Source organism: Phreatobacter cathodiphilus, assembly GCF_003008515.1.
GTDB classification, from domain to species: domain Bacteria; phylum Pseudomonadota; class Alphaproteobacteria; order Rhizobiales; family Phreatobacteraceae; genus Phreatobacter; species Phreatobacter cathodiphilus.
The window spans coordinates 1,995,881-2,013,885 of sequence record NZ_CP027668.1 but is presented as its reverse complement, the minus strand read 5'-3'; the positions used below and the strand labels follow the sequence as shown (position 1 = coordinate 2,013,885).

Genomic DNA, 18,005 nt, shown 5'->3' with positions numbered 1-18,005 from the left:
GGGAAAGGCTCACCCCGCGGTCGCCGTTTCCCTGTGCCGGGCCGTGGCCGCTTCCGGATCGAAATGCGGGATCGCGGCGATGAGCTCCCGCGCATAGTCCGACGCCGGGTCGGTGAACAGCGCGCCGCTCGGCCCCTGTTCGACGATGCGGCCCTTCTGCAGCACGATGGTGCGCTCGCACATCATGCGGACGACGTTGAGGTCGTGGCTGACGAAGAGATAGGCGAGGCCGGTCTCGCGGCGGAGCCGGTCGAGCAGGTGCAGGATCACCGCCTGGACGGAGACGTCGAGGGCCGCCGTCGGCTCGTCGAGGACGAGAAGGCGGGGCTTCGCCGCGATGGCGCGGGCAATGCCGACACGCGCCTTCTGGCCGCCGGATAGCTGGTGGGGGAAGCGGTCGAGAAATTCGGCGGGCAGGCCGACGCGGCGGGCGCAGTCTTCCACCTGGCGGCGCAAGTCGCGGGCGTCCTGCACGCCGGCGAGCAGCTTCAGCGGATCGGCGATGCAGTCGAAGGCGGAGAAGCGCGGGTTGAGGCTGTCGCCGTGGTCCTGGAAGACGATCTGGATGTCCTTGCGGAACCGGGACCGATAGAATTCGCGCGCCGAGATCCTGCCGATATCCTCGCCGTCGAAGCCGATGGTGCCGGCGGAATGGTCGAGCAGGCGGCAGACGAGGCGGGAAATGGTGCTCTTGCCCGAGCCTGATTCCCCGACGAGGCCGAGGCTTTCACCCGGCGCGAGGTCGAAGGAGACGTCGTCGACACCGCGAAAGCCGTTGTCGAAGGTCTTGATCAGGTTCGAGACCGAGAGCAGCGGCTCGGCCGGCCGCCGCAGCGACACGCGCGGCGCCGGGGGCGCAGGCTCGCCGGCATCGACCACGAGGCTGTCGACGGTGGAATGGCGGGTCGGCGAGGCCGCGACGAGGCGCTTCGTATAGGGGTGGCGCGGGGCGCCGAAGAGGCTCGCGGGCACCGCCTGCTCGACCACCAGCCCCTGTTCCATCACCGCGACGCGCTGACAATATTGCGCAGCGAGGCCGAGGTCGTGGGTGATGAGGATCATCGCCATGCCGCGCCGGGCGGTGATCTCGGCGAGGAGGTCCATCACCGTCTTCTGCGTCGTCACGTCGAGACCGGTGGTCGGCTCGTCGGCGATGAGCAGGGCGGGCTCGCAGGCGATCGCCATGGCGATCATAACGCGCTGGCACATGCCGCCGGAGAGTTCGTGCGGATAGGCGTCGAGGCGGGCCTCGGGGTCGCGGATCAGCACGGATTCCAGCAGCTTCAGTGCCTTCTGCCGCGCCTCGGCCGCCGAGAGCTGTTCATGGGCGCGCAGCACGTCGGCGATCTGCAGGCCGACCGTGCGGATGGGGTTCAGCGCCGCCCGTGGGTTCTGGAAGATCATCGACATGGCCGCGCCGCGCAGCGGCTGCAGCATGGACCTGGAGGCGCGGGTGATGTCCTGGCCGCGGAAGGTGATGCGGCCGGCGGTGATGCGGCCTGCACGGTCGAGGAGCTGCATGACCGAGAAGGCGGTGACCGACTTGCCCGAGCCGCTCTCGCCGACGATGCCGAGGGTCTCGCCGGCGTCGAGGGTGAGGGAGACGCCCTTCAGGGCCTCCACGAGGCCGTTGCGGGTGGAGAAGGTGACCTTGAGGTCGTCGATGGTGAGGAGCGGCGCGGTCATGTGCGCATCCGCGGGTCGAGGATGTCGCGCAGGCCGTCGCCGAGCAGGTTGAAGCAGAGCACGGCGCTCATCAGGGCCGCGCCGGGGAAGACGACCAGCCACCACTTGCCGGTGGTGATGAAGCGGGCGCCCTCGGCGACCATGATGCCCCATTCCGGCGTCGGCGCCTGCACCCCGAGGCCGAGGAAGGAGAGGCCGGCGGCATTCAGGATGGCCCAGCCGAGGTTCAGCGAGATCTGCACCGCCATGGCGGGGAGGACGTTGGGGAGCAGGAAGAGCAGGACGACCCGCACGTGGCTGTTGCCTGAGGCGCGGGCAGCCTCCACCCAGCCGGAATTCCTCCGCACGTTCACCTCGGCGCGGGCGAAGCGGATGTAGAAGGGCAGGTTGATGATGGCGGTGGCGTAGATGATGTTCTCGACCCGGTTGCCGAGTGCCGCCACCAACGCCATGGCCAGCACGAAGAGCGGGAAGGCCATGAGAACGTCGACGAAACGGCCGACCCAGCGGTCAAGGCGCCCGCCGGCATAACCGCAGAAGGCGCCGATCATGGCGCCGAGGACGAAGGACAGGCTCACCGCCGAGGCGGCGATGGCGAGGTCGAGGCGCGTCGCCACCAGCACCCGCGAGAAGACGTCGCGTCCGAGCTGGTCGGTGCCGAACCAGTGGGAGGCGCTCGGTGGCTGCAGCGCCTGCGGCACGTTGGAGACGGTGGGGCCGTAGGGTGCGATGGAGGGCCCGATGATGGCGATGAGGACGAGCAGCGCCGCGCCGCAGCCGGCGACCAGCGTCACCGGATTGCCGCGCAAGATGTAGCCGGTGTGGCGGAGCGTGGCGCTCATTCGATGGAGACCCGGGGATCGGCGAGGCCGTAGAGCACGTCGATGGTGAGGTTCACCAGGACGAAGATGAAGGCCATCAGCAGCACGAAGCCCTGGACCGGCGCATAGTCGGAGGTGAGGAGGGCGTCGAGGGCGTAAGACGCAACGCCTGGCCAGGAAAAGACCTTCTCTACCAGCACGTTGGCGCCGAGCATGGTGGAGAAGACGATGCCCATGATGGTGATGACGGGCAGCAGCGCGTTGCGCAGGGCATAGACGAGCACGACCCGCCGCCGCGACAGGCCGAGGGCCTCGCCGGTGCGGACGAAGTCGCTGGTCATGACGGCGAGCATGGCGGCGCGGGTCATGCGCGCAAGCGGCGCCAGCACGAAGAGCGCCATGGTGGAGGCGGGAAGGACGAGCTGGCTCGCTGCGGCCCACCAGGACTCCCATTCGCCGGCGATGGCCGCGTCGATGAGGATGAAGCCGGTGACGACGGGGGGCTGCGAGGCGAAGACGTCGAGGCGGCCCGTGGGGTCGGGGGCGATGCCGAGGATGTAGTAGAAGGCATAGATCAGCAGCAGGCCGGAGACGAAGGTCGGCACGCAGACGCCGAGCGAGCACAGGAAGCGCACGCCGTGGTCGACGAGGGAATTCGGCCTCAGTGCGGCGAGGATGCCGAGCGGCAGGGCGAGCGACAAGGCGAGCAGCAGCGCCGTGAAGGTCAGCTCGAGCGAGGCCGGCAGGCGGTTGATGAGGTCGGCCACCACGGGCTGGCCGGTGTTCATGGAGCGGCCGAGGTTCCCGGTGGCGATGTCCCTCAGGTAGAGCAGAAGCTGCTGGGGCATGGGCTTGTCCAGCCCCATCTGCTCGCGGATCATCTGGATTTCCGCTTGGCCGGCATTGGGGCCGGAGGCGAAGAAGACGGCCGGATCGCCCGGCAACACCCGCATCAGCAGGAAGGTGAAGACGATCACCCCGAAGAGCGCCGGGACGGAGGACAGGGCCCTCCGTCCGGCGCGCCTGGCGATGCTGGCTGCGAGGCTCATGACCGGCGGACCCGTCAGGTGCGCTTCACGTCGCGGAAGTCGACCTGGCGGTGGTAGCCGTAGGTGTAGCCGTCGATGTTCTTCGGCATGACGGCGTCCTGGTTCGGCTGCCAGAGCATGACGATCGGCGTCTCCTCGGCCATGATCGCGATCATCTCCTTGCAGGTCGCGTCATACTTGGCCTTGTCGGTCTCGAAGCGCGCCTTGCCGGCGAGATCGGCGATGCGCTCGTCGTTCCAGCCGGAATAGTTCCAGCGCTGGGGGCCATAGAGGAAGGTGCGGAAGAAGTAGTCGGTCGAGGGCAGCCAGGCGATCGAGGTCTCGATGAAGAAGGGCAGCTTGCGCTCGGTGACCATGGTGGAAATCTGGGCGTCGGGCAGCTTCTGGATCTCGACGCGGATGTTGATGGCGGCGAGGGCTTCCTTCACCAGCGCCGCGATGGGCTCGGCGAAGGCGGCGGAGCCGAGGTTGAAGGCGAAGAAGGTCTCGAAGCCGTTGGGGAAGCCGGCTTCCGCCAGCAGCGCCTTGGCCTTGGCGACGTCCTGCTTGTAGGGCATCGGCTGGGGGAAGGAGGCGTCGGTGGGCGTACCCGACCAGGTGCCGCCGTAGAGCTTGGCGCCGCGCTCGAAGAGGCCCGCCTTGAACAGCGAGTCGTAGGGCAGGGCGGCGGCGATCGCCTGACGGACCTTCTTGTTGTCGAAGGGCGGCATCTTGGTGTTGAAGGCGATCATCGAGAAGGCGTTGAACTGGGGCGTCGAGATCGCCTTGACGCGGCCGCGCGCGACGAGCGTGTCGATGTCGCTCGGCTGCAGGTCGATGGAGAGGTCGGCGTCGCCCTTCTCGATGAGGCTGGCGCGGGTCGCCGCCTCCGGAATGGTCTGGCAGATGATGCGGCGGAAGGGCGCGGGCTTGCCGTCGACGCCGCCGGTCCAGGCATCGTTGCGGCGCAGGATGACCTGCTCGCCGGGCTTGAAGCTCTCCACCGTATAGGCGCCGGAGCCGGCCGTATTGTCCTTGGTCCAGTTCTGGCCCCAGGGGTCCTGCGGCGTCACGTGCTTCTTCACCAGGGCCGAGTTGAAGACGATGGCGTAGAGCGTGCAGAGGTTCGGCAGGGCGAGACGGTCGGGTTTGTCGATCTTGCCGACGACCGTGTGGGTGTCGACGATGGTGAACTGCTCGGGCTTGGTCCAGGAGCCGGTGCCGATCTGGGCGGCGGCGAGGGAGCGGGCGGAGACGGCGCGGTCGTAGGACCACTTCACGTCCGCTGCCGTCACCGGCGTGCCGTCGTGGAACTTGGCGTTCTTGCGGATGTGGAAGGTGAAGGTCATGCCGTCGGGGCTGACGTCGACCTTCTCGGCGATCTCGCCGCGGATGGTGTCGATGTCGAAGACCCAGTTGCCGTTGCGCTGCTTGCGGCCGAAGGAGACGAGCCGGTCATAGACGTTGACGCTGACGCCGAAGGCCTCGCGCGTGGCGCCGGGCATGGTGGGGTCGAGGGTGTTGACGGCCGCGCCGGTGACGTAGCGCAGGGTCTCCGCGCGGGTCTGCGCCTCGGCCCTGCCGCCGAGATAGGGCGCTGTGGCGACGGCGGCCGTTCCCGCGAGGAGGTGACGACGGTTCAGCTTCATGACGCGGTCTCCGTTGACGCTTGCGGGCCCGGCATGGTGCCCGGCGGCTCGCCCAGATGGTTGCAATCTCCGTACCAGCAGCGAGAGCTGCTCATGCGATGCCGGTGCGAGGAGAATGTCCGTTCGCCGGAACCGCCGGCGTGGGAAATGCTCTTCGGCATTTGCACCCTGGGGAAGCAACGGGATCGCGCTGCCCAAGGGTTAGGCAGTGTCAGCCCGCGAGCCAGCCGCCGTCAACGGCTAGCGTGGTGCCGGTGGTGAAGGCGGCTGCGTCGCAGGCGAGATAGAGCACGGCCTCGGCGATCTCCTCCGGACGACCGAGCCGCCCCAGAGGGTGGCGCGCGACGGATCTGGCTTCCGCCGCGGCGGGATCGGCGGCGCGGCCGAAGCTGCGGCGGAGCATGGGCGTGTCGACGGCCCCCGGCGCCACCGCGTTGACGCGGATGCGGTCGGCGGCGAAATCCAGCGCCATGGTGCGGGTGAGGCTGAGAATGGCGCCCTTGGCGGCGATGTAGGCGGCATTGCCCGCACCGCCGGCAATGGCGAGCTGGGAGGCGGTGGTGACGATGGCACCGCCGCCCTGTGCCCGCATGAAGGGCACGACGGCGCGCGCCCAGAGCCAGGTGCCGCCGACATTGGCGCGGAAGACGCGGTCCCAGTCGTCGGGGCTGGTGGTCATGATCGTGCCGCCGACGGAGAAGCCCGCTGCGGCGAAGAGGATGTCGATGCGGCCGAACCGCGCCGTCACCGCAGCGGCGTCGCGGTCGGCGGTACCGGGCTCGCCGACGTCGGAGACGCAGGTCATGGCCTCGCCGCCTTCGGCGGTCACCATGGCGGCCGTCTCGTCGACGCCGGCGGCGTCGCGGTCGACGAGGGCGAGGCGCGCGCCCTCGCGCGCGAAGAGGAGAGCCGTCGCCCGGCCGATGCCCGAGCCGCCGCCGGTGATGACCGCGACCTTGCCCTGAAGGCGCATCAGGCCGCCTCGCCGGCAACGCCGGCCAGCGCCGCGTCCACCGCCTGTTTCAGGAGGTCCACCATGCGGTCGATCTCCGGGCGCGTGATGATGTAGGGCGGGGCGAGGATCACGTGGTCGCCGGAATGGCCGTCCGCCGTGCCGGGCGAGGGATAGCAGAGCAGGCCGCGGGCGAAGGCCTCGTCCTTGACGCGCTTGTAGAGCCCGAGGCCGCTGGCGAAGGGCGTCTTGGTCTCGCGGTCCTTCACCAGTTCGACGGCCACGAAGAAGCCGCGGCCGCGGATGTCGCCGACATGCGGGTTCTGGCCGAAGGCCTGGCCGAGGGCCTCCATCAGATAGGCGCCGTCGGTGCGGCACTTCTCGACGAGGCCGTCGCGGATGATGACCTTCTGCACGGCAAGGCCGGCGGCGCAGGCCGCGGTGTGCCCCGAGTAGGTGTGGACCGAGGCGATGGTGCCGAAGGTGTCGGCGATGGTGCGGTAGACCTCTTCCGTCATCAGCGCGGCGCCCAGCGGCGCATAGCCGCCGGCGAGGCCCTTGGCGGTGACCATGATGTCGGGCGAGACGCCGTCATGGGCGAGGGTGCGCCAGGTGCCGCAGCGGCCGACGCCGCACATGACCTCGTCGGCCACCATCAGGATGCCGTAGCGGCTGCAGATCTCGCGCATGCGGCGGGCATAGCCCTCGGGAGCCGGCACCGCGCCGCCGGCGGCGCCCACCACGGGCTCGAAGAAGAAGGCGGCGATGCGCTCGGCGCCGACACGGTGGATCTCGCGCTCGAACTCGGCGGCGAGGTGGTCGACGAGGTTCTCCGTCGCGACTCCGTCGGCGGGGCGGTAGTCGTTGGCGGGCGAGAGGTGGGTCACCGGCATGAGCGCGCCGACATAGGGCCGCCGGCGCGCCGGATGGCCGGAGAGCGACAGGGCGCCCATCGTATAGCCGTGCCAGGACTGGCGGCGGGCGAAGAACCGGTCGCGGCCGGCATGACCACGGGCAAGGTGATACTGCAGGGCGATCTTGATCGCGGTCTCGGTCGCCTCCGAGCCACCCGAGACGAAGGAGACGCGGCTCATGCCGCCGCCGGCCTGGTCGACGATGGTGTCGGCGAGGGCGTCGATGGGGTCGGAGGTGAAATCGGCGGAATAGCCGAAGGACAGCCGGTCGTACTGGGCCTTGATCGCCTCGATCACCTCGCGGTGGCCGTGGCCGAGGCAGAAGAGCGCCGGCCCCGAGGAGCCGTCGAGGAAGCGCCGGCCGTGTTCGTCGAAGACGTGGATGCCGTCGCCGCCCACGGCGCGCGGCAGCCTCTGCCCCGCGCGGTGCTGGTTGAGCCAGCGGTGCCCGACGTCGTCCATGGTGCTCTCCCTGATGCGGACGGGAAGGCTAGGGGAGGCGCTCGGCGACGGTCAAACCCGCCGGGCGCATGGCAGCCCCATCCCGATACCCGTCCCGCCTGGCGGGTCAGTCGCGGCCGGTCCAGGCGAGATAGTCGGCGGCCGCCGCCTTCAGGCCGAAGCGCGGCGCAAAGCCCGTCGCCGCCTTCAGGCGCTCGAAGTCGCTGCCCGGCCGGTCGGCGGGGATCTGGTAGCGCACGGTCGGCGCGGCGGGATCGACGGCGTGGCTCCAGCCTGGGAAGGCGGGGGCGATCTCGGCGCAGAAGTCCGCGATGGAGAACAGCTCCGGCCCGCCGAGATCGAAGATCGGCGCGGGATCCGCGAGGGTCGCGCCGCGCAGCGCCGCAAGGCCCGCCGCCGCGTCGCGGGAATAGAGCCAGCCGGCGAAGCCTGGGCGCGAGAGGCGGGTCGGCCGTCCGGCCTGCGCCTCGGCCATGACCTGCGCCGGCGCGGAGAGGATCTCGCGCACGCCGGTGTCGCGTTCATAGGGGCCGTAGACCCCGGCGATGCGCAGGATCGGCGTCGACAGGCCGTAGACGGCGCCGAGGCGGATCGCCACGTCCTCGGCCATCTTCTTGGTGAGACCGTAGAGAGCCGCCGGCCCGGGCGGGTCGAAATCGGCGCGGAAGCGCGCGCCGTCGCGCTTGGCGAGGGGATAGACGCTGGCCGAGGAGGCGATGACGACGCGCGGGCAGCCGGCCTCCGCCGCCGCCCGCAGGACCGCCGCCGTGCCGCCGACATTGACCGAGACGATCCGTTCGGGATGGGCGCGCTCCATGTCCTGCCCGGCGGTGATGGCGGCGGCGTGGATGACGGCGGAGAAGCGGTGGGCGCTCATCAGCGCCCTGAGGCCGTCGCCGTCTCTGATATCGCCGATGCTGACCTCGATCCCGGGGGGGAGCCAGCCCGGCTCCGCCGGGTGGGCGGCGAGCACCACGACTTCTTCGCCGGCCGAGACGAGGTGGTCGACGGTCGCAGCGCCGACGAAGCCGGTGCCTCCGGTGATGAGAACCGTCACGATCTGTCCTTCCGCGTGAGATGGGAGGCGATCATGGCGAGGTCGACGGCGTTGCGGGAGGTACCGTGACGCGGGGCGGGCATTCGCGCCCCGACGTCAGGCGGCCCAGCGCTCGGCGTCCGGCTCCCGGCCGATCAGGGCGAGGCCGTAGGCGATCGATTCGAACTGGTCGCCATGGGTCAGCCTCGCTTCGTCGAAGCGGTCGGTGAAGAGGCGGCGGATGGCCGGCACGAAGGAGGTGCCGCCGGTGAGGAAGACCCGGTCGATCTCACTTTCCCGGACGCCGGCGCGGGCGAGAGCCTCGTCGACGGTGGCGCCGATGCGCGCCACATCCGCGGCGATCCACGCTTCGAAATCGGCGCGGGTGATGCGGCCGGTGATGGCGACGTCCTCGGCCGCGAAGCGGAACTCCGCGGCGTCGGCGGCCGACAGCGTCACCTTGGCGTCGGAGACGGCGCGGTAGAGGGCCAGCCCGAGGTCGTAGTCGATGATGTCGATGAAGCGGCGCAGCTTGTCCGGCTCCACCGCCACCTTCTCGAGGTCGCGCAGGCCGGCGAGGTCGCCGTTGGACTTCATCATGGCGAGCTGATGCCAGCGGGCGAGATTGGCGTAGTAGCGGTTCGGCACGGTCAGCAGCTTGTCGAGCGAGCGGTAGTCGGAGCCCTTGCCAAGGGCGGGCGAGACCATGGCCTCGACGATGCGGTAATCGAAACTGTCTCCGGCGATGCCGATGCCGGCATGGGAGAGCGGTTCGGCGGCGAGCCGACCGTCGCGCCGGGTGAAGCGCATGACCGAGAAGTCGGAGGTGCCGCCGCCGAAATCGGCGACGAGGACGGTCGCGTCCCGGTCGAGGGCGCGGGCATAGAAGAAGGCGGCGCCCACGGGCTCATAGACGTAGCGGGCGGCGTCGAGGCCGAGCCGGCCGAAGGCGGCGCGGTAGCGCTGCATGGCCAGCGCCTCGTCGGGATTGCCGCCGGCGAAGCGGACGGGGCGTCCGATCTGCACCCGGGCGCTGGCGAAGCCGAGATCGCGGCCGGCATGGCGCTGGAGGGTCTGGATGAAGGCGACGAGGAGGTCCTCGAACCGCGTGGTCTGGCCGAAGATGCGGGTGTCCTTGAAGCTGGCGCTGGCGGCGAAGCTCTTGAACGACTGGATGAAGCGCTGCGCCCCGCCGCCGGCCATGAGCTGGTCCATGGCGAAGGGGCCGCCCTCGACCCGGTTGGTCAGCTTTCCCCCGCTGCGCTCCTGCCAGTAGCACAGGGCCGTGACGAAACCCTTCAGGTCGGCGTCGCCGTGACGGAAGGTGACCGCCTCGGCCGGGCCGTCGCCGCCGGCCAGCGCCACCACCGTGTTGGTGGTGCCGAAATCGATGCCGATGGAGAGGGGCGGGCTGGTTCTTGCCAAGATGGGGCCTCACGGGGGAAGCGGCGGGGCATAGACCATCGCCGCCCAGCCTACCAGAGGCCCGGCTGTTCCTGTGGGTTTCGCCGAAGCGGGGAGGCGCGCGCCGCGGCGGGGTGCTAGGAAGGCCGGCGCAGTGGATGAGGGTTCCTGAGTCGGGATGAAAGTCGATATCGACATGGGGTCGCAGTCCGGCGGGAAGGCGGCCACGCTCGATCTCGAGGAGTTGCTGGCGACCCGCCTGCTGGTGCAGGGCAATTCGGGCTCGGGCAAGTCGCACCTGCTGCGACGCCTGCTGGAGCAGAGCGCGCCCTGGGTGCAGCAATGCGTCATCGATCCGGAGGGCGACTTCGTCACGCTGGCGGAGCGCTACGGCCACGTCGTGGTGGACGCCGAGCGCACCGAGGCCGAGCTCACCCGCATCGCCGCGCGCATCCGCCAGCACCGCGTCTCCGTCGTGCTCAATCTCGAGGGCCTCGACGTCGAGCAGCAGATGCGCTGTGCGGCGGCCTTCCTCGGCGGGCTCTTCGATGCCGAGCGCGACCACTGGTACCCGGTCCTGGTGGTGGTGGACGAGGCGCAGCTCTTCGCCCCGGCGGTGGCCGGCGAGGTCTCTGACGAGGCGCGCAAGCTTTCCCTCGGCGCCATGACCAACCTGATGTGCCGCGGCCGCAAGCGCGGGCTCGCCGGCGTCATCGCCACCCAGCGCCTCGCCAAGCTCGCCAAGAACGTGGCGGCGGAGGCCTCCAACTTCCTGATGGGCCGCACCTTCCTCGACATCGACATGGCCCGCGCCGCCGACCTTCTCGGCATGGACCGCCGCCAGTCCGAGATGTTCCGCGACCTCGCCCGCGGCCATTTCGTCGCTCTGGGGCCGGCCCTGTCGCGGCGGCCGCTGCCGGTGACCATCGGCGCGGTGGAGACCTCGGCGCGCTCGACCAGCCCGAAGCTGACGCCGCTGCCGGAGGCGCCGGCGCCGGAGGATGCGCGCGACCTCATCTTCACCCCCGCCGCCGACGAGATCAGGGCGCTCCCCGTCCGCCGGCCTCCGCCGACCCCACCGGTCTCGACGGCCGACATCCTCACCCAGCTCGCCCAGGCCCGGCCAAAGGCGGAGGAGCCGGCCGAGCCCATGCTCCCGGTCATCGCCGAGGCCGAGCACAAGGCGCTGATCGAGGAGGTGCTGCGCGAGATCCTGGCCGATCCGGACGCCGCGTTCCGCACGGTGGCGGTGCTCTACCAGGACTTCCTCGTCCGCTGTCGCATCCGCCGCGTGCCCGGCGAGCCGCTAACGCTCGCCGATTTCCGCCGTCGCTTCGCCGTGGCGCGGGCCGGCGTCGACATGACGCGCGAGGGCGAGGAGGGCTGGAGCCAGGCGGTGACGCTCTCCGCCGGCCTGCCGGACGATCTGCAGGGCGTGTTCCTCGTGATTGCCCGCGCCGCGCTGACAGGGGCGCCGTGCCCCTCCGACGCCACCATCGCGAGGGTCTACGGCAGCCATTCGCCGAGCCGGGCGCGGCGACTCATCGCCTATTTCGAGGAGCGCGGGCTCTTCGTCATGCGGACGGACTTCCGTGGCCGACGCATCGTCGCTTCACCCGACCTCGGCTGCGAGACGGCGCCGGGTGATCCCGCCGGCCCGGTGGACGTCAGCCAGGACCTGCCGTCCGCCGCGGAATAGGGCATCCCGCCGGTTCAGCCGGTCCAGGCGGGGAAGGGCCGCGCCGCGAGGAAGGCGCGCGCCGCCCGCATGACCAGCGGGTCGGAGAGGCGCGGGCCGGCGATCTGCAGCCCGACCGGTAGGCCCTCCTGCGTGAGCCCGCAGGGCACCGAGACGGCGGGGCAATGGGCGAGGTTGAAGGGATAAGAGAACTCCGCCCAGGTGAGCCAGTCCCAGGCGTGGCCGGGCCAATGGTCGGGCACCTGGCGGCCGTGCGGAAAGGCGGCGACGGAGGCCGCCGGCGTCACCAACAGGTCCCAGCCCTCGCCAAACCAGCGCCCCACCGCTCCGGCATAGGCGTGGCGGCGCGCCTGGGCGGCCTGGACGTCGCGCCACGAGGCCCCGCCGCTCTCCCTGAGGCAGGCGACGAAGCCTTGGTCCATCGCGGCCTCCGCCGCGGCGTCGGCGGGCGCATAGGGCAGGAGAGGCGGACCCCAGAGGTCGCGGATCAGGCGCGGGCCGAGCGGGCCCCAGGCCGGTGCCACGGTCTCCACGGCGGCCCCGAGGCGTTCGAAGGCCCGCACCGCGGCCTCGACCATCCCGGCGATCTCGGGATCGACCCGGGCATGGCCGAGGTCGGGGCTGTAGGCGATCCTCAGGCCGGTGAGGTCCGGGCCGGCGGGATCGCGGCGGAAGCCGCCGGGCAGGGTGGTGTAGTCGGCGGAGTGCTGGCCCGCCATGACCTCCAGCATGAGTTCGGCATCGGCAGGGTCGCGGGCGATCGGCCCGATATGCGAGAGCCCGCCGTTGTTGGGCACGGGCAGGTAGGGCACCATGCCGAAGGTCGGCTTGAAGCCGACGACGCCGCAGAAATGGGCGGGGAGCCGCACGGAGCCGGCGCCGTCCGTACCGAGATGCAGCGGGCCGCAACCGGCGGCCGCGAGGGCCGCCGCGCCCGATGAGGAGCCGCCGGCGGTCCGGCCCCGTTTCCACGGATTGTCGGTGGCGCCGGTGAGCGGGTTTTCGCTGACGGCGGTCCAGCCCTGTTCGGTGGTGGTCGTCTTGCCGAGGATGACGGCGCCTGCCGCCCGCAGGCGGGCGACGGCGGGAGCGTCCTCGGCGGCAGGGGCGGGGTCGGAGTGCCAGGAGCCGCGGCGCGTCGGCAGGCCGGCCACGGCCTGCACGTCCTTGATCGTCACCGGGACGCCGTGCAGGGGCCCGAGACGCTTGCCGCGCATCACGGCGGCTTCCGCCTCATGCGCAGCGGCGCGGGCGCCGTCCACGTCGATCGCGACGAAGGCGTTGAGGCGCGGCTCCAGCGCGGCGATGCGGTCGAGCAGGTCGTCGAGGATCTCGACGGGGGAGGCGCACCGCGTGCGTACCAGCGCGGCCATTGCGTGGGCCGAGAGGGTGGCGAGCTGTCCGGTCGTGCTCATGTCGGCCCCCGCCGATCCGCCGCCGGTCAGGCTCTGACCTCCCAGGCCTCCACGTCGAGGAACGTGCTCTGGTAGGAGGCGCCTTCGCCGATGTCGGTGAGACGGTCGGAGCAGAGCATGTTGACCGTGCCGTCGACGGCCTCGGTGCCAGGGCGCTGGCCGGGGACGAGGATCACGCCGGGCTGGACGTCGTCAGCGACCTTCAGCACGAGGCCGATGGCGGCCCGCTCGTTGAACAGCCTCACCTTGGCGCCGTTCTCGAGGCCGCGTTTCGCGGCGTCCTGGGGGTGCAGCACGCAGAAGGGCTCGCCCTCGCGCTTGCGCAGGAAGGCGACGCCGGAGAATGCCGTGTGCGGCTGGAAATAGGAGGGCGCCGTGAGCAGGCGCAGCGGCCATTTCGCCGCGTCGGCCTCCTCCTGCGCGTCCGGCTGCCAGTCAGGCATGGGCGGGACGCCCTGGTCGGCGAGGGTCTGCGAGAAAATCTCCAGCTTGCCGGAGGGCGTCGCGAAGGTCTGGCCGGGGGGCGGGGCGACCTTGACGGGGACGCCGTCGTACAGACTGGCGGGATCCACGGCGGCGACCGCGCCGGTCGAGCCCTTGAAGAACTCGGGGAGGATCTCCTTCTCGCTCTTCGAGAAGATCGGGTCGGTGACGCCCATGCGGCGGGCGAGCTCCTGGGCCAGCCTGAAGTTCGACCAGGCCGCGCCCTGCGGGGCGACGGCGGCGGGCGAATACTGCATGTAGTAGCTGCCGTAACCGCGGTAGAAATCCTCGGTCTCGAGATAGGTCGTGGCCGGCAGGACGATGTCGGCATAGGCCGCGGTATCGGTCATGAAGGGGTCGTGGACGACGGTGAAGAGGTCCTCGCGGGCGAGCCCCTGGCGGACGAGGCCCGCCTCGGGGCAGGTCACGGCGGGATTGTTGGCGGCGATGAAGAGGGCGCGCAGCGGCGGGTCCTTCATCTCCAGGAGCTCGCGGCCGAGCAGGCTCTGGTTGACGAGGCGCGTGGCGGCCGGGCCGGAGGGCGGCTTGCGGACGGACGAGAAGTTGAAGTCCATCGAGCCGGCGGTGAGCAGCAAGGCGCCGCCGCCGGGCCGGCCGTAGGCGCCGGTGACGGCCGGCAGGGTGGCCACGGCGCGCAGCGCCTGACCGCCGCGGGCCAGCCGCGTCATGCCCTCGCCGATGCGGATGAAGGAGCGTTTCGCCGCGCCATACATCGCCGCGAGCGTCTCGATGTCGGCGACCGACAGACCCGTGATCTCAGACACGCGGTCCGGCGTGAAGCGCGGCACGATCTCGCGTTCCCAGCGGTCGAAGCCTAGCGTGTTGGCGGCGAGATAGGCGCGGTCGCACAGGCCGTCGCGCACCAGGATATGGACGATGCCGAGCGCCAGAGCGGCATCCGTGCCGATGCGGATCGGCAGGTGCCAGTCGGCGCTGGCGGCCGTGCGGCTGCGGCGCGGGTCGATGACGACGACCTTGACGCCGCGTTTGCGGGGTGCGTCGAGCTTCGCCCAGAAATGCACGTTCACCGCCATGAGGTCGCAGCCCCAGGCGATGACGAGATCGGAATCGACCACCGATTCCGGGTCGGCGCCGCCGACCGGGCCGAGCGTCAGGTCCCACGCGGTCTCGCAGCAACTGTCGCACACCGTCCCGGCCTGCAGGCGGCTGGTGCCCATGGCGTAGAACAGGCCGTTGACGATGTGGCGGTTCATCTGGCCCTGGTGGGCGCTGTAGGCGTAGCCGAGGAGGGCGAGCGGGCCGGATTCGGCGATGATGGCCTTCCAGCGGGCGGTGATCTCGTCCAGCGCCTCGTCCCAGGAGATCGACGCGAACCGGCCTGAGCCCTTGGGGCCGACGCGCTTCAGGGGCGTCTTCAGGCGCTCGGGCGAATGCACGAGTTCGGTGTCGCGATTGACCTTGGCGCAGGCGAAGCCGGCGGTGAAGGGCTGGTCCGGATCGCCCGAGATCTTCGTGATCCTGTCGCCGTCCACCTCGGCGATGAGGGAGCAGAGGTCGGGGCAGTCATGGGCGCAGGCCACGCGTACGGTCTTCATCGGCATCCTCGATCGGTGCGCGCGCGAAACGCCATCGGGGCGCGCCCGGCGATCTCAGTTTCGAACTGGAACAGCTGCAATGACCACTTGGGCCCTGAGCGGCGGGCCACTTGGCGCGCCGTCCTCAGCCGCGCGAGGCCGCCCCGGCGAAGGCGCGCCGGGGTACCGCCGGCCGCGACGGGGCGGCGGCGGGCCCCTCGGCCACGGCACGGACGATGCGACCGAGTTCGGCGGAAGCTGCGCGCAGCCTGTGGGCGTCGAAGCCGGAATAGCCGAGGACGAGGCCCTGGCGGGGCGGGGCGGCCAGGTAATGCGGGCTGACCGGCTTGACGACCAGACCCTGCCGGCGGGCGGCCTCGGTCACCGCGATGTCGGAAAGGCCATCGCGGAAGTGGACGACGAGCTGGATGCCGCAATCGGGCACCTCGATGTCGACGAGGTCGCCGAGGTGGCGGCCGATGGCCTCGACCACCACGTCGCGCGCCTCCTTGTAGCGCTGGCGCATGCGCCGGATGTGGCTGACCAGCAGGCCCTGGCGCATGAATTCGGCCGTCATGGCCTGCTGGAGTGTCGGCGGGGAGCGATCGGCGAGGAAGCGGGCGCCGCGGAAGACGTCGACGAGCTGGTGCGGCACCACGGCGAAGCCGAGCCGGATGCCGGGGAACAGCACCTTGCTGAGGGTGCCGACATAGACGACGCAGCCGTTGCGATCGAGGCCCTGGAGCGAGGCCAGCGGCCGGCCGGCATAGCGGAACTCGCTGTCGTAATCGTCCTCGATGATCCAGGCGCCGGTCTGCGCCGCCCAGGCGAGCAGGTCGAGGCGGCGCGCCATGCTCATCACCGCGCCGGTCGGATATTGATGCGATGGCGTGATGTAGGCCGCCCGCGCGCCACCGGCCGCGGCCATGCCGGCGGCGACGTCGAGGCCCGCCTCGTCCACCGGCACCGGCACGAGGGCGGCGCCGGCCGCCGCCAGCGCCTCGCGCGTGGCGCCATAGCCGGGATCCTCGATCCAGACGGGGTCGCCGGGATCGAGCAGCGTGCGGATCGACAGGTCGATGGCCTGCTGGGCGCCGGAGAGCACGACGACCTGCTCCTCGTCGCACCGGACGGCGCGGGCGGCGCGCAGATAGGCGGCGATCTCGCGGCGGAGGGCCGGTTCGCCGCTCGGATCGGCATAGGAGAGGTTGACCGGGTCGAGACGGCGCATCTGGCCGGCGCCGATGCGCCGCCAGTCCTCCACCGTCTTGGCGTCGACGGAGCAGCAGCCGGCGGCGAAGGGCAGGCTGCCCGGCAGCGTCATCTCGGCGGCGAAGCGACCGTAGCGCGCCCCCGCCACCGAGAGGCTGCGGCGGGTGGCGGCGCTCCCGCCGCCCGGGGCGGGCGGCGGCGCGAGGACGGCGGGCACCTCGTCCGAGACATAGGTGCCCGAGCCGCCGCGGCCGACCACATAGCCCTCGGCGAGGAGCTGGTCATAGGCGGAGACGACGGAGGTGCGGGAAACGCCGAGCCGGAGGGCGAGGGCGCGGCTCGAGGGCAGCCGGCCGCCGGGCGCCAGCGTGTTGGCGACGATCGCCTCGCGCAGCGCCAGATAGATCTGCTGGAAGATGGGGCTGTCGCCGGCCGGGTCCAGCGCCAGGTGCAGGAGATCGGACCATGTCGCGCGGGACGGCTTGTGTCGCATGGATCGCTCTCCTTGCGAGGGCCCGAGCAACCGCCGTGCCATGGGGAGCATGGCGTGGGGAGGGAGTCGGGGCAAGGGGAGGAACGAGAGCGATCGACGGCGCAAAGACAACGGTCATTTTGGCGAATTCGGTGCCGAACTGGCGCGCTCGACATGCGCGGCTCGCGCCAGCGAGGAAGAAGCGTTCGGTGATGGTGAGCTACCAGGCGGACCGACAAGCCGCGCAAGGGACGGACGCGCGGGTCTGCGAGGCTCGGCAGTGATGGCCTCCTCAGCCATGTCAGCGACTACCCCCGTAAGGTCGCAGGGCCACCGCGAATCCGCGAATGTCCGGGTGCGGCATGACCGACCGCCGCAGGCGCCTGTTCGAGTTCGACTATCCCGCGACGACCTGGACGGCCCCACCCACCTGCACTGCCCTGATCCTCACCCCCGGAGGCCGCATGGCTCGCGTCGACATCGTCTTTCTCGACCCCCTCGGCAAGCCTACGCAAGACAACGTCGCCGGCTTCCCCTGCATCAAGGTTCATGTCGGCTTCTATGGCGGCGGCGACGGCGGGATTTCGGAATGGGTCTGGGGCCTCATCGACACGGGCGTGTCCCGTATCCGCATGGATCCGGGCCTCTGCGAGCGGTTCGGCACGAAACTGGAGGGCACCTTTTCCGGCGTGCTCATCCGCGATGCAACGCGCTATCTGGCGCGCGTCAGCGTCGATCTCAGCCGGAACTACGATCTCAACGTCGACGCTGAGGTCCTGTCCCTCGTTCGTGACTATGAGAGGGTGCCGACCCGGGTGATCCTTGGTCGCGCCTTCCTGTCCCGCTGCCAATTCGTGTGGGATGGCGCAGGACAGCGCTATCATCTGGACTTTCCCGAGGCCGATGCGGCAGGCGCCTGAGAGGAGAGCGGGCGACTGCAACACTGTTGGGACAATGAAGAGGGCGGAGCGGCAAGGGCGACGTCCGAACTCTCAGCCAACAGCGCGACGGCGCGACCGGCCGACAGGCCCAATGCGGGTGTCGAGCGAAGCGTGGCTGCCGTGAGCGGGATGGTGGCGGAGACGGAGGGATTCGAACCCTCGATACCCTTTTGGGGTATGCTCATTTAGCAAACGAGTGCCTTCAGCCGCTCGGCCACGTCTCCGTTGACGGGTTCTATGCCCGCGCCGCCGCTGATTTGCAAGGCGGCAGGCCG

At 70.7% G+C, this 18,005-nt stretch carries 13 protein-coding genes and 1 tRNA gene; 2 read left to right on the top strand and 12 right to left on the bottom strand.

Features of this window, described 5'->3' with window-relative positions:
- Positions 1–9: 9 nt before the first annotated feature.
- The 8 genes from C6569_RS09815 to C6569_RS09780 all read right to left on the bottom strand — a co-directional run bounded on the left by C6569_RS09815 (position 10) and on the right by C6569_RS09780 (position 9,973).
- The gene (locus C6569_RS09815; RefSeq protein WP_106748671.1) at positions 10–1,686 is read right to left on the bottom strand and encodes a dipeptide ABC transporter ATP-binding protein; all 1,677 of its coding nucleotides are present in this window, start codon (positions 1,684–1,686) and stop codon (positions 10–12) included.
- Positions 1,683–2,528: an ABC transporter permease gene (locus C6569_RS09810; protein WP_106748670.1), complete on the bottom strand. Its 846-nt coding sequence runs from the start codon at positions 2,526–2,528 to the stop codon at positions 1,683–1,685. Before C6569_RS09810 ends, C6569_RS09815 begins: the two co-directional genes overlap by 4 nt.
- A complete protein-coding gene (locus C6569_RS09805) occupies positions 2,525–3,556 on the bottom strand; it encodes an ABC transporter permease (RefSeq protein ID WP_106748669.1) in 1,032 nt (343 codons plus the stop codon). The genes C6569_RS09810 and C6569_RS09805 overlap by 4 nt, the downstream gene beginning before the upstream one ends.
- A 14-nt stretch (positions 3,557–3,570) precedes the next feature.
- Positions 3,571–5,184: an ABC transporter substrate-binding protein gene (locus tag C6569_RS09800; RefSeq protein ID WP_106748668.1), complete on the bottom strand. Its 1,614-nt coding sequence runs from the start codon at positions 5,182–5,184 to the stop codon at positions 3,571–3,573.
- A 211-nt stretch (positions 5,185–5,395) separates the two neighbouring features.
- Positions 5,396–6,157: an SDR family oxidoreductase gene (locus C6569_RS09795; protein ID WP_106748667.1), complete on the bottom strand. Its 762-nt coding sequence runs from the start codon at positions 6,155–6,157 to the stop codon at positions 5,396–5,398.
- A complete protein-coding gene (locus C6569_RS09790) occupies positions 6,157–7,512 on the bottom strand; it encodes an aspartate aminotransferase family protein (protein WP_106748666.1) in 1,356 nt (451 codons plus the stop codon). Before C6569_RS09790 ends, C6569_RS09795 begins: the two co-directional genes overlap by 1 nt.
- A 106-nt stretch (positions 7,513–7,618) precedes the next feature.
- Entirely contained in the window at positions 7,619–8,569 is a 951-nt protein-coding gene (locus C6569_RS09785; protein WP_181313982.1) for an NAD-dependent epimerase/dehydratase family protein, read from the bottom strand.
- Positions 8,570–8,665: 96 nt separating this feature from the next.
- Complete coding sequence (locus tag C6569_RS09780) at positions 8,666–9,973, bottom strand: Hsp70 family protein (protein ID WP_106748664.1); 1,308 nt, start codon at positions 9,971–9,973, stop codon at positions 8,666–8,668.
- A gap of 157 nt (positions 9,974–10,130) precedes the next feature.
- On the opposite strand from C6569_RS09780, the gene C6569_RS09775 reads away from it, so the two are divergent.
- The gene (locus C6569_RS09775) at positions 10,131–11,651 is read left to right on the top strand and encodes a helicase HerA domain-containing protein (protein WP_106748663.1); all 1,521 of its coding nucleotides are present in this window, start codon (positions 10,131–10,133) and stop codon (positions 11,649–11,651) included.
- Positions 11,652–11,665: 14 nt separating this feature from the next.
- On the opposite strand, the gene C6569_RS09770 is transcribed toward C6569_RS09775, so the two are convergent.
- The 3 genes from C6569_RS09770 to pdxR form a co-directional block, all read right to left on the bottom strand.
- Positions 11,666–13,066: an amidase family protein gene (locus tag C6569_RS09770; protein WP_245898289.1), complete on the bottom strand. Its 1,401-nt coding sequence runs from the start codon at positions 13,064–13,066 to the stop codon at positions 11,666–11,668.
- 26 nt (positions 13,067–13,092) lie between these two features.
- Entirely contained in the window at positions 13,093–15,126 is a 2,034-nt protein-coding gene (locus C6569_RS09765) for a molybdopterin-containing oxidoreductase family protein (protein WP_181313981.1), read from the bottom strand.
- 124 nt (positions 15,127–15,250) lie between these two features.
- Positions 15,251–16,810 (bottom strand): MocR-like pyridoxine biosynthesis transcription factor PdxR, encoded by a 1,560-nt coding sequence (pdxR, locus tag C6569_RS09760; protein WP_106748661.1) that lies wholly within the window; start codon positions 16,808–16,810, stop codon positions 15,251–15,253.
- Between the two features lie 341 nt (positions 16,811–17,151).
- On the opposite strand from pdxR, the gene C6569_RS09755 reads away from it, so the two are divergent.
- Complete coding sequence (locus C6569_RS09755; RefSeq protein WP_146144771.1) at positions 17,152–17,709, top strand: hypothetical protein; 558 nt, start codon at positions 17,152–17,154, stop codon at positions 17,707–17,709.
- Between the two features lie 154 nt (positions 17,710–17,863).
- Here the strand turns inward: C6569_RS09755 and C6569_RS09750 are convergent.
- Positions 17,864–17,954 (bottom strand) — tRNA-Ser (locus C6569_RS09750).
- Positions 17,955–18,005 lie beyond the last annotated feature (51 nt).

Coding starts and splice junctions, on each gene's coding strand:
- C6569_RS09815 (WP_106748671.1), bottom strand. CDS start 1,686: ATGACCGCGCCGCTCCTCACCATCGACGACCTCAAGGTCACCTTCTCC.
- C6569_RS09810 (WP_106748670.1), bottom strand. CDS start 2,528: ATGAGCGCCACGCTCCGCCACACCGGCTACATCTTGCGCGGCAATCCG.
- C6569_RS09805 (WP_106748669.1), bottom strand. CDS start 3,556: ATGAGCCTCGCAGCCAGCATCGCCAGGCGCGCCGGACGGAGGGCCCTG.
- C6569_RS09800 (WP_106748668.1), bottom strand. CDS start 5,184: ATGAAGCTGAACCGTCGTCACCTCCTCGCGGGAACGGCCGCCGTCGCC.
- C6569_RS09795 (WP_106748667.1), bottom strand. CDS start 6,157: ATGCGCCTTCAGGGCAAGGTCGCGGTCATCACCGGCGGCGGCTCGGGC.
- C6569_RS09790 (WP_106748666.1), bottom strand. CDS start 7,512: ATGGACGACGTCGGGCACCGCTGGCTCAACCAGCACCGCGCGGGGCAG.
- C6569_RS09775 (WP_106748663.1), top strand. CDS start 10,131: ATGAAAGTCGATATCGACATGGGGTCGCAGTCCGGCGGGAAGGCGGCC.
- C6569_RS09770 (WP_245898289.1), bottom strand. CDS start 13,066: ATGAGCACGACCGGACAGCTCGCCACCCTCTCGGCCCACGCAATGGCC.
- C6569_RS09765 (WP_181313981.1), bottom strand. CDS start 15,126: ATGAAGACCGTACGCGTGGCCTGCGCCCATGACTGCCCCGACCTCTGC.
- pdxR (WP_106748661.1), bottom strand. CDS start 16,810: ATGCGACACAAGCCGTCCCGCGCGACATGGTCCGATCTCCTGCACCTG.
- C6569_RS09755 (WP_146144771.1), top strand. CDS start 17,152: ATGACCGACCGCCGCAGGCGCCTGTTCGAGTTCGACTATCCCGCGACG.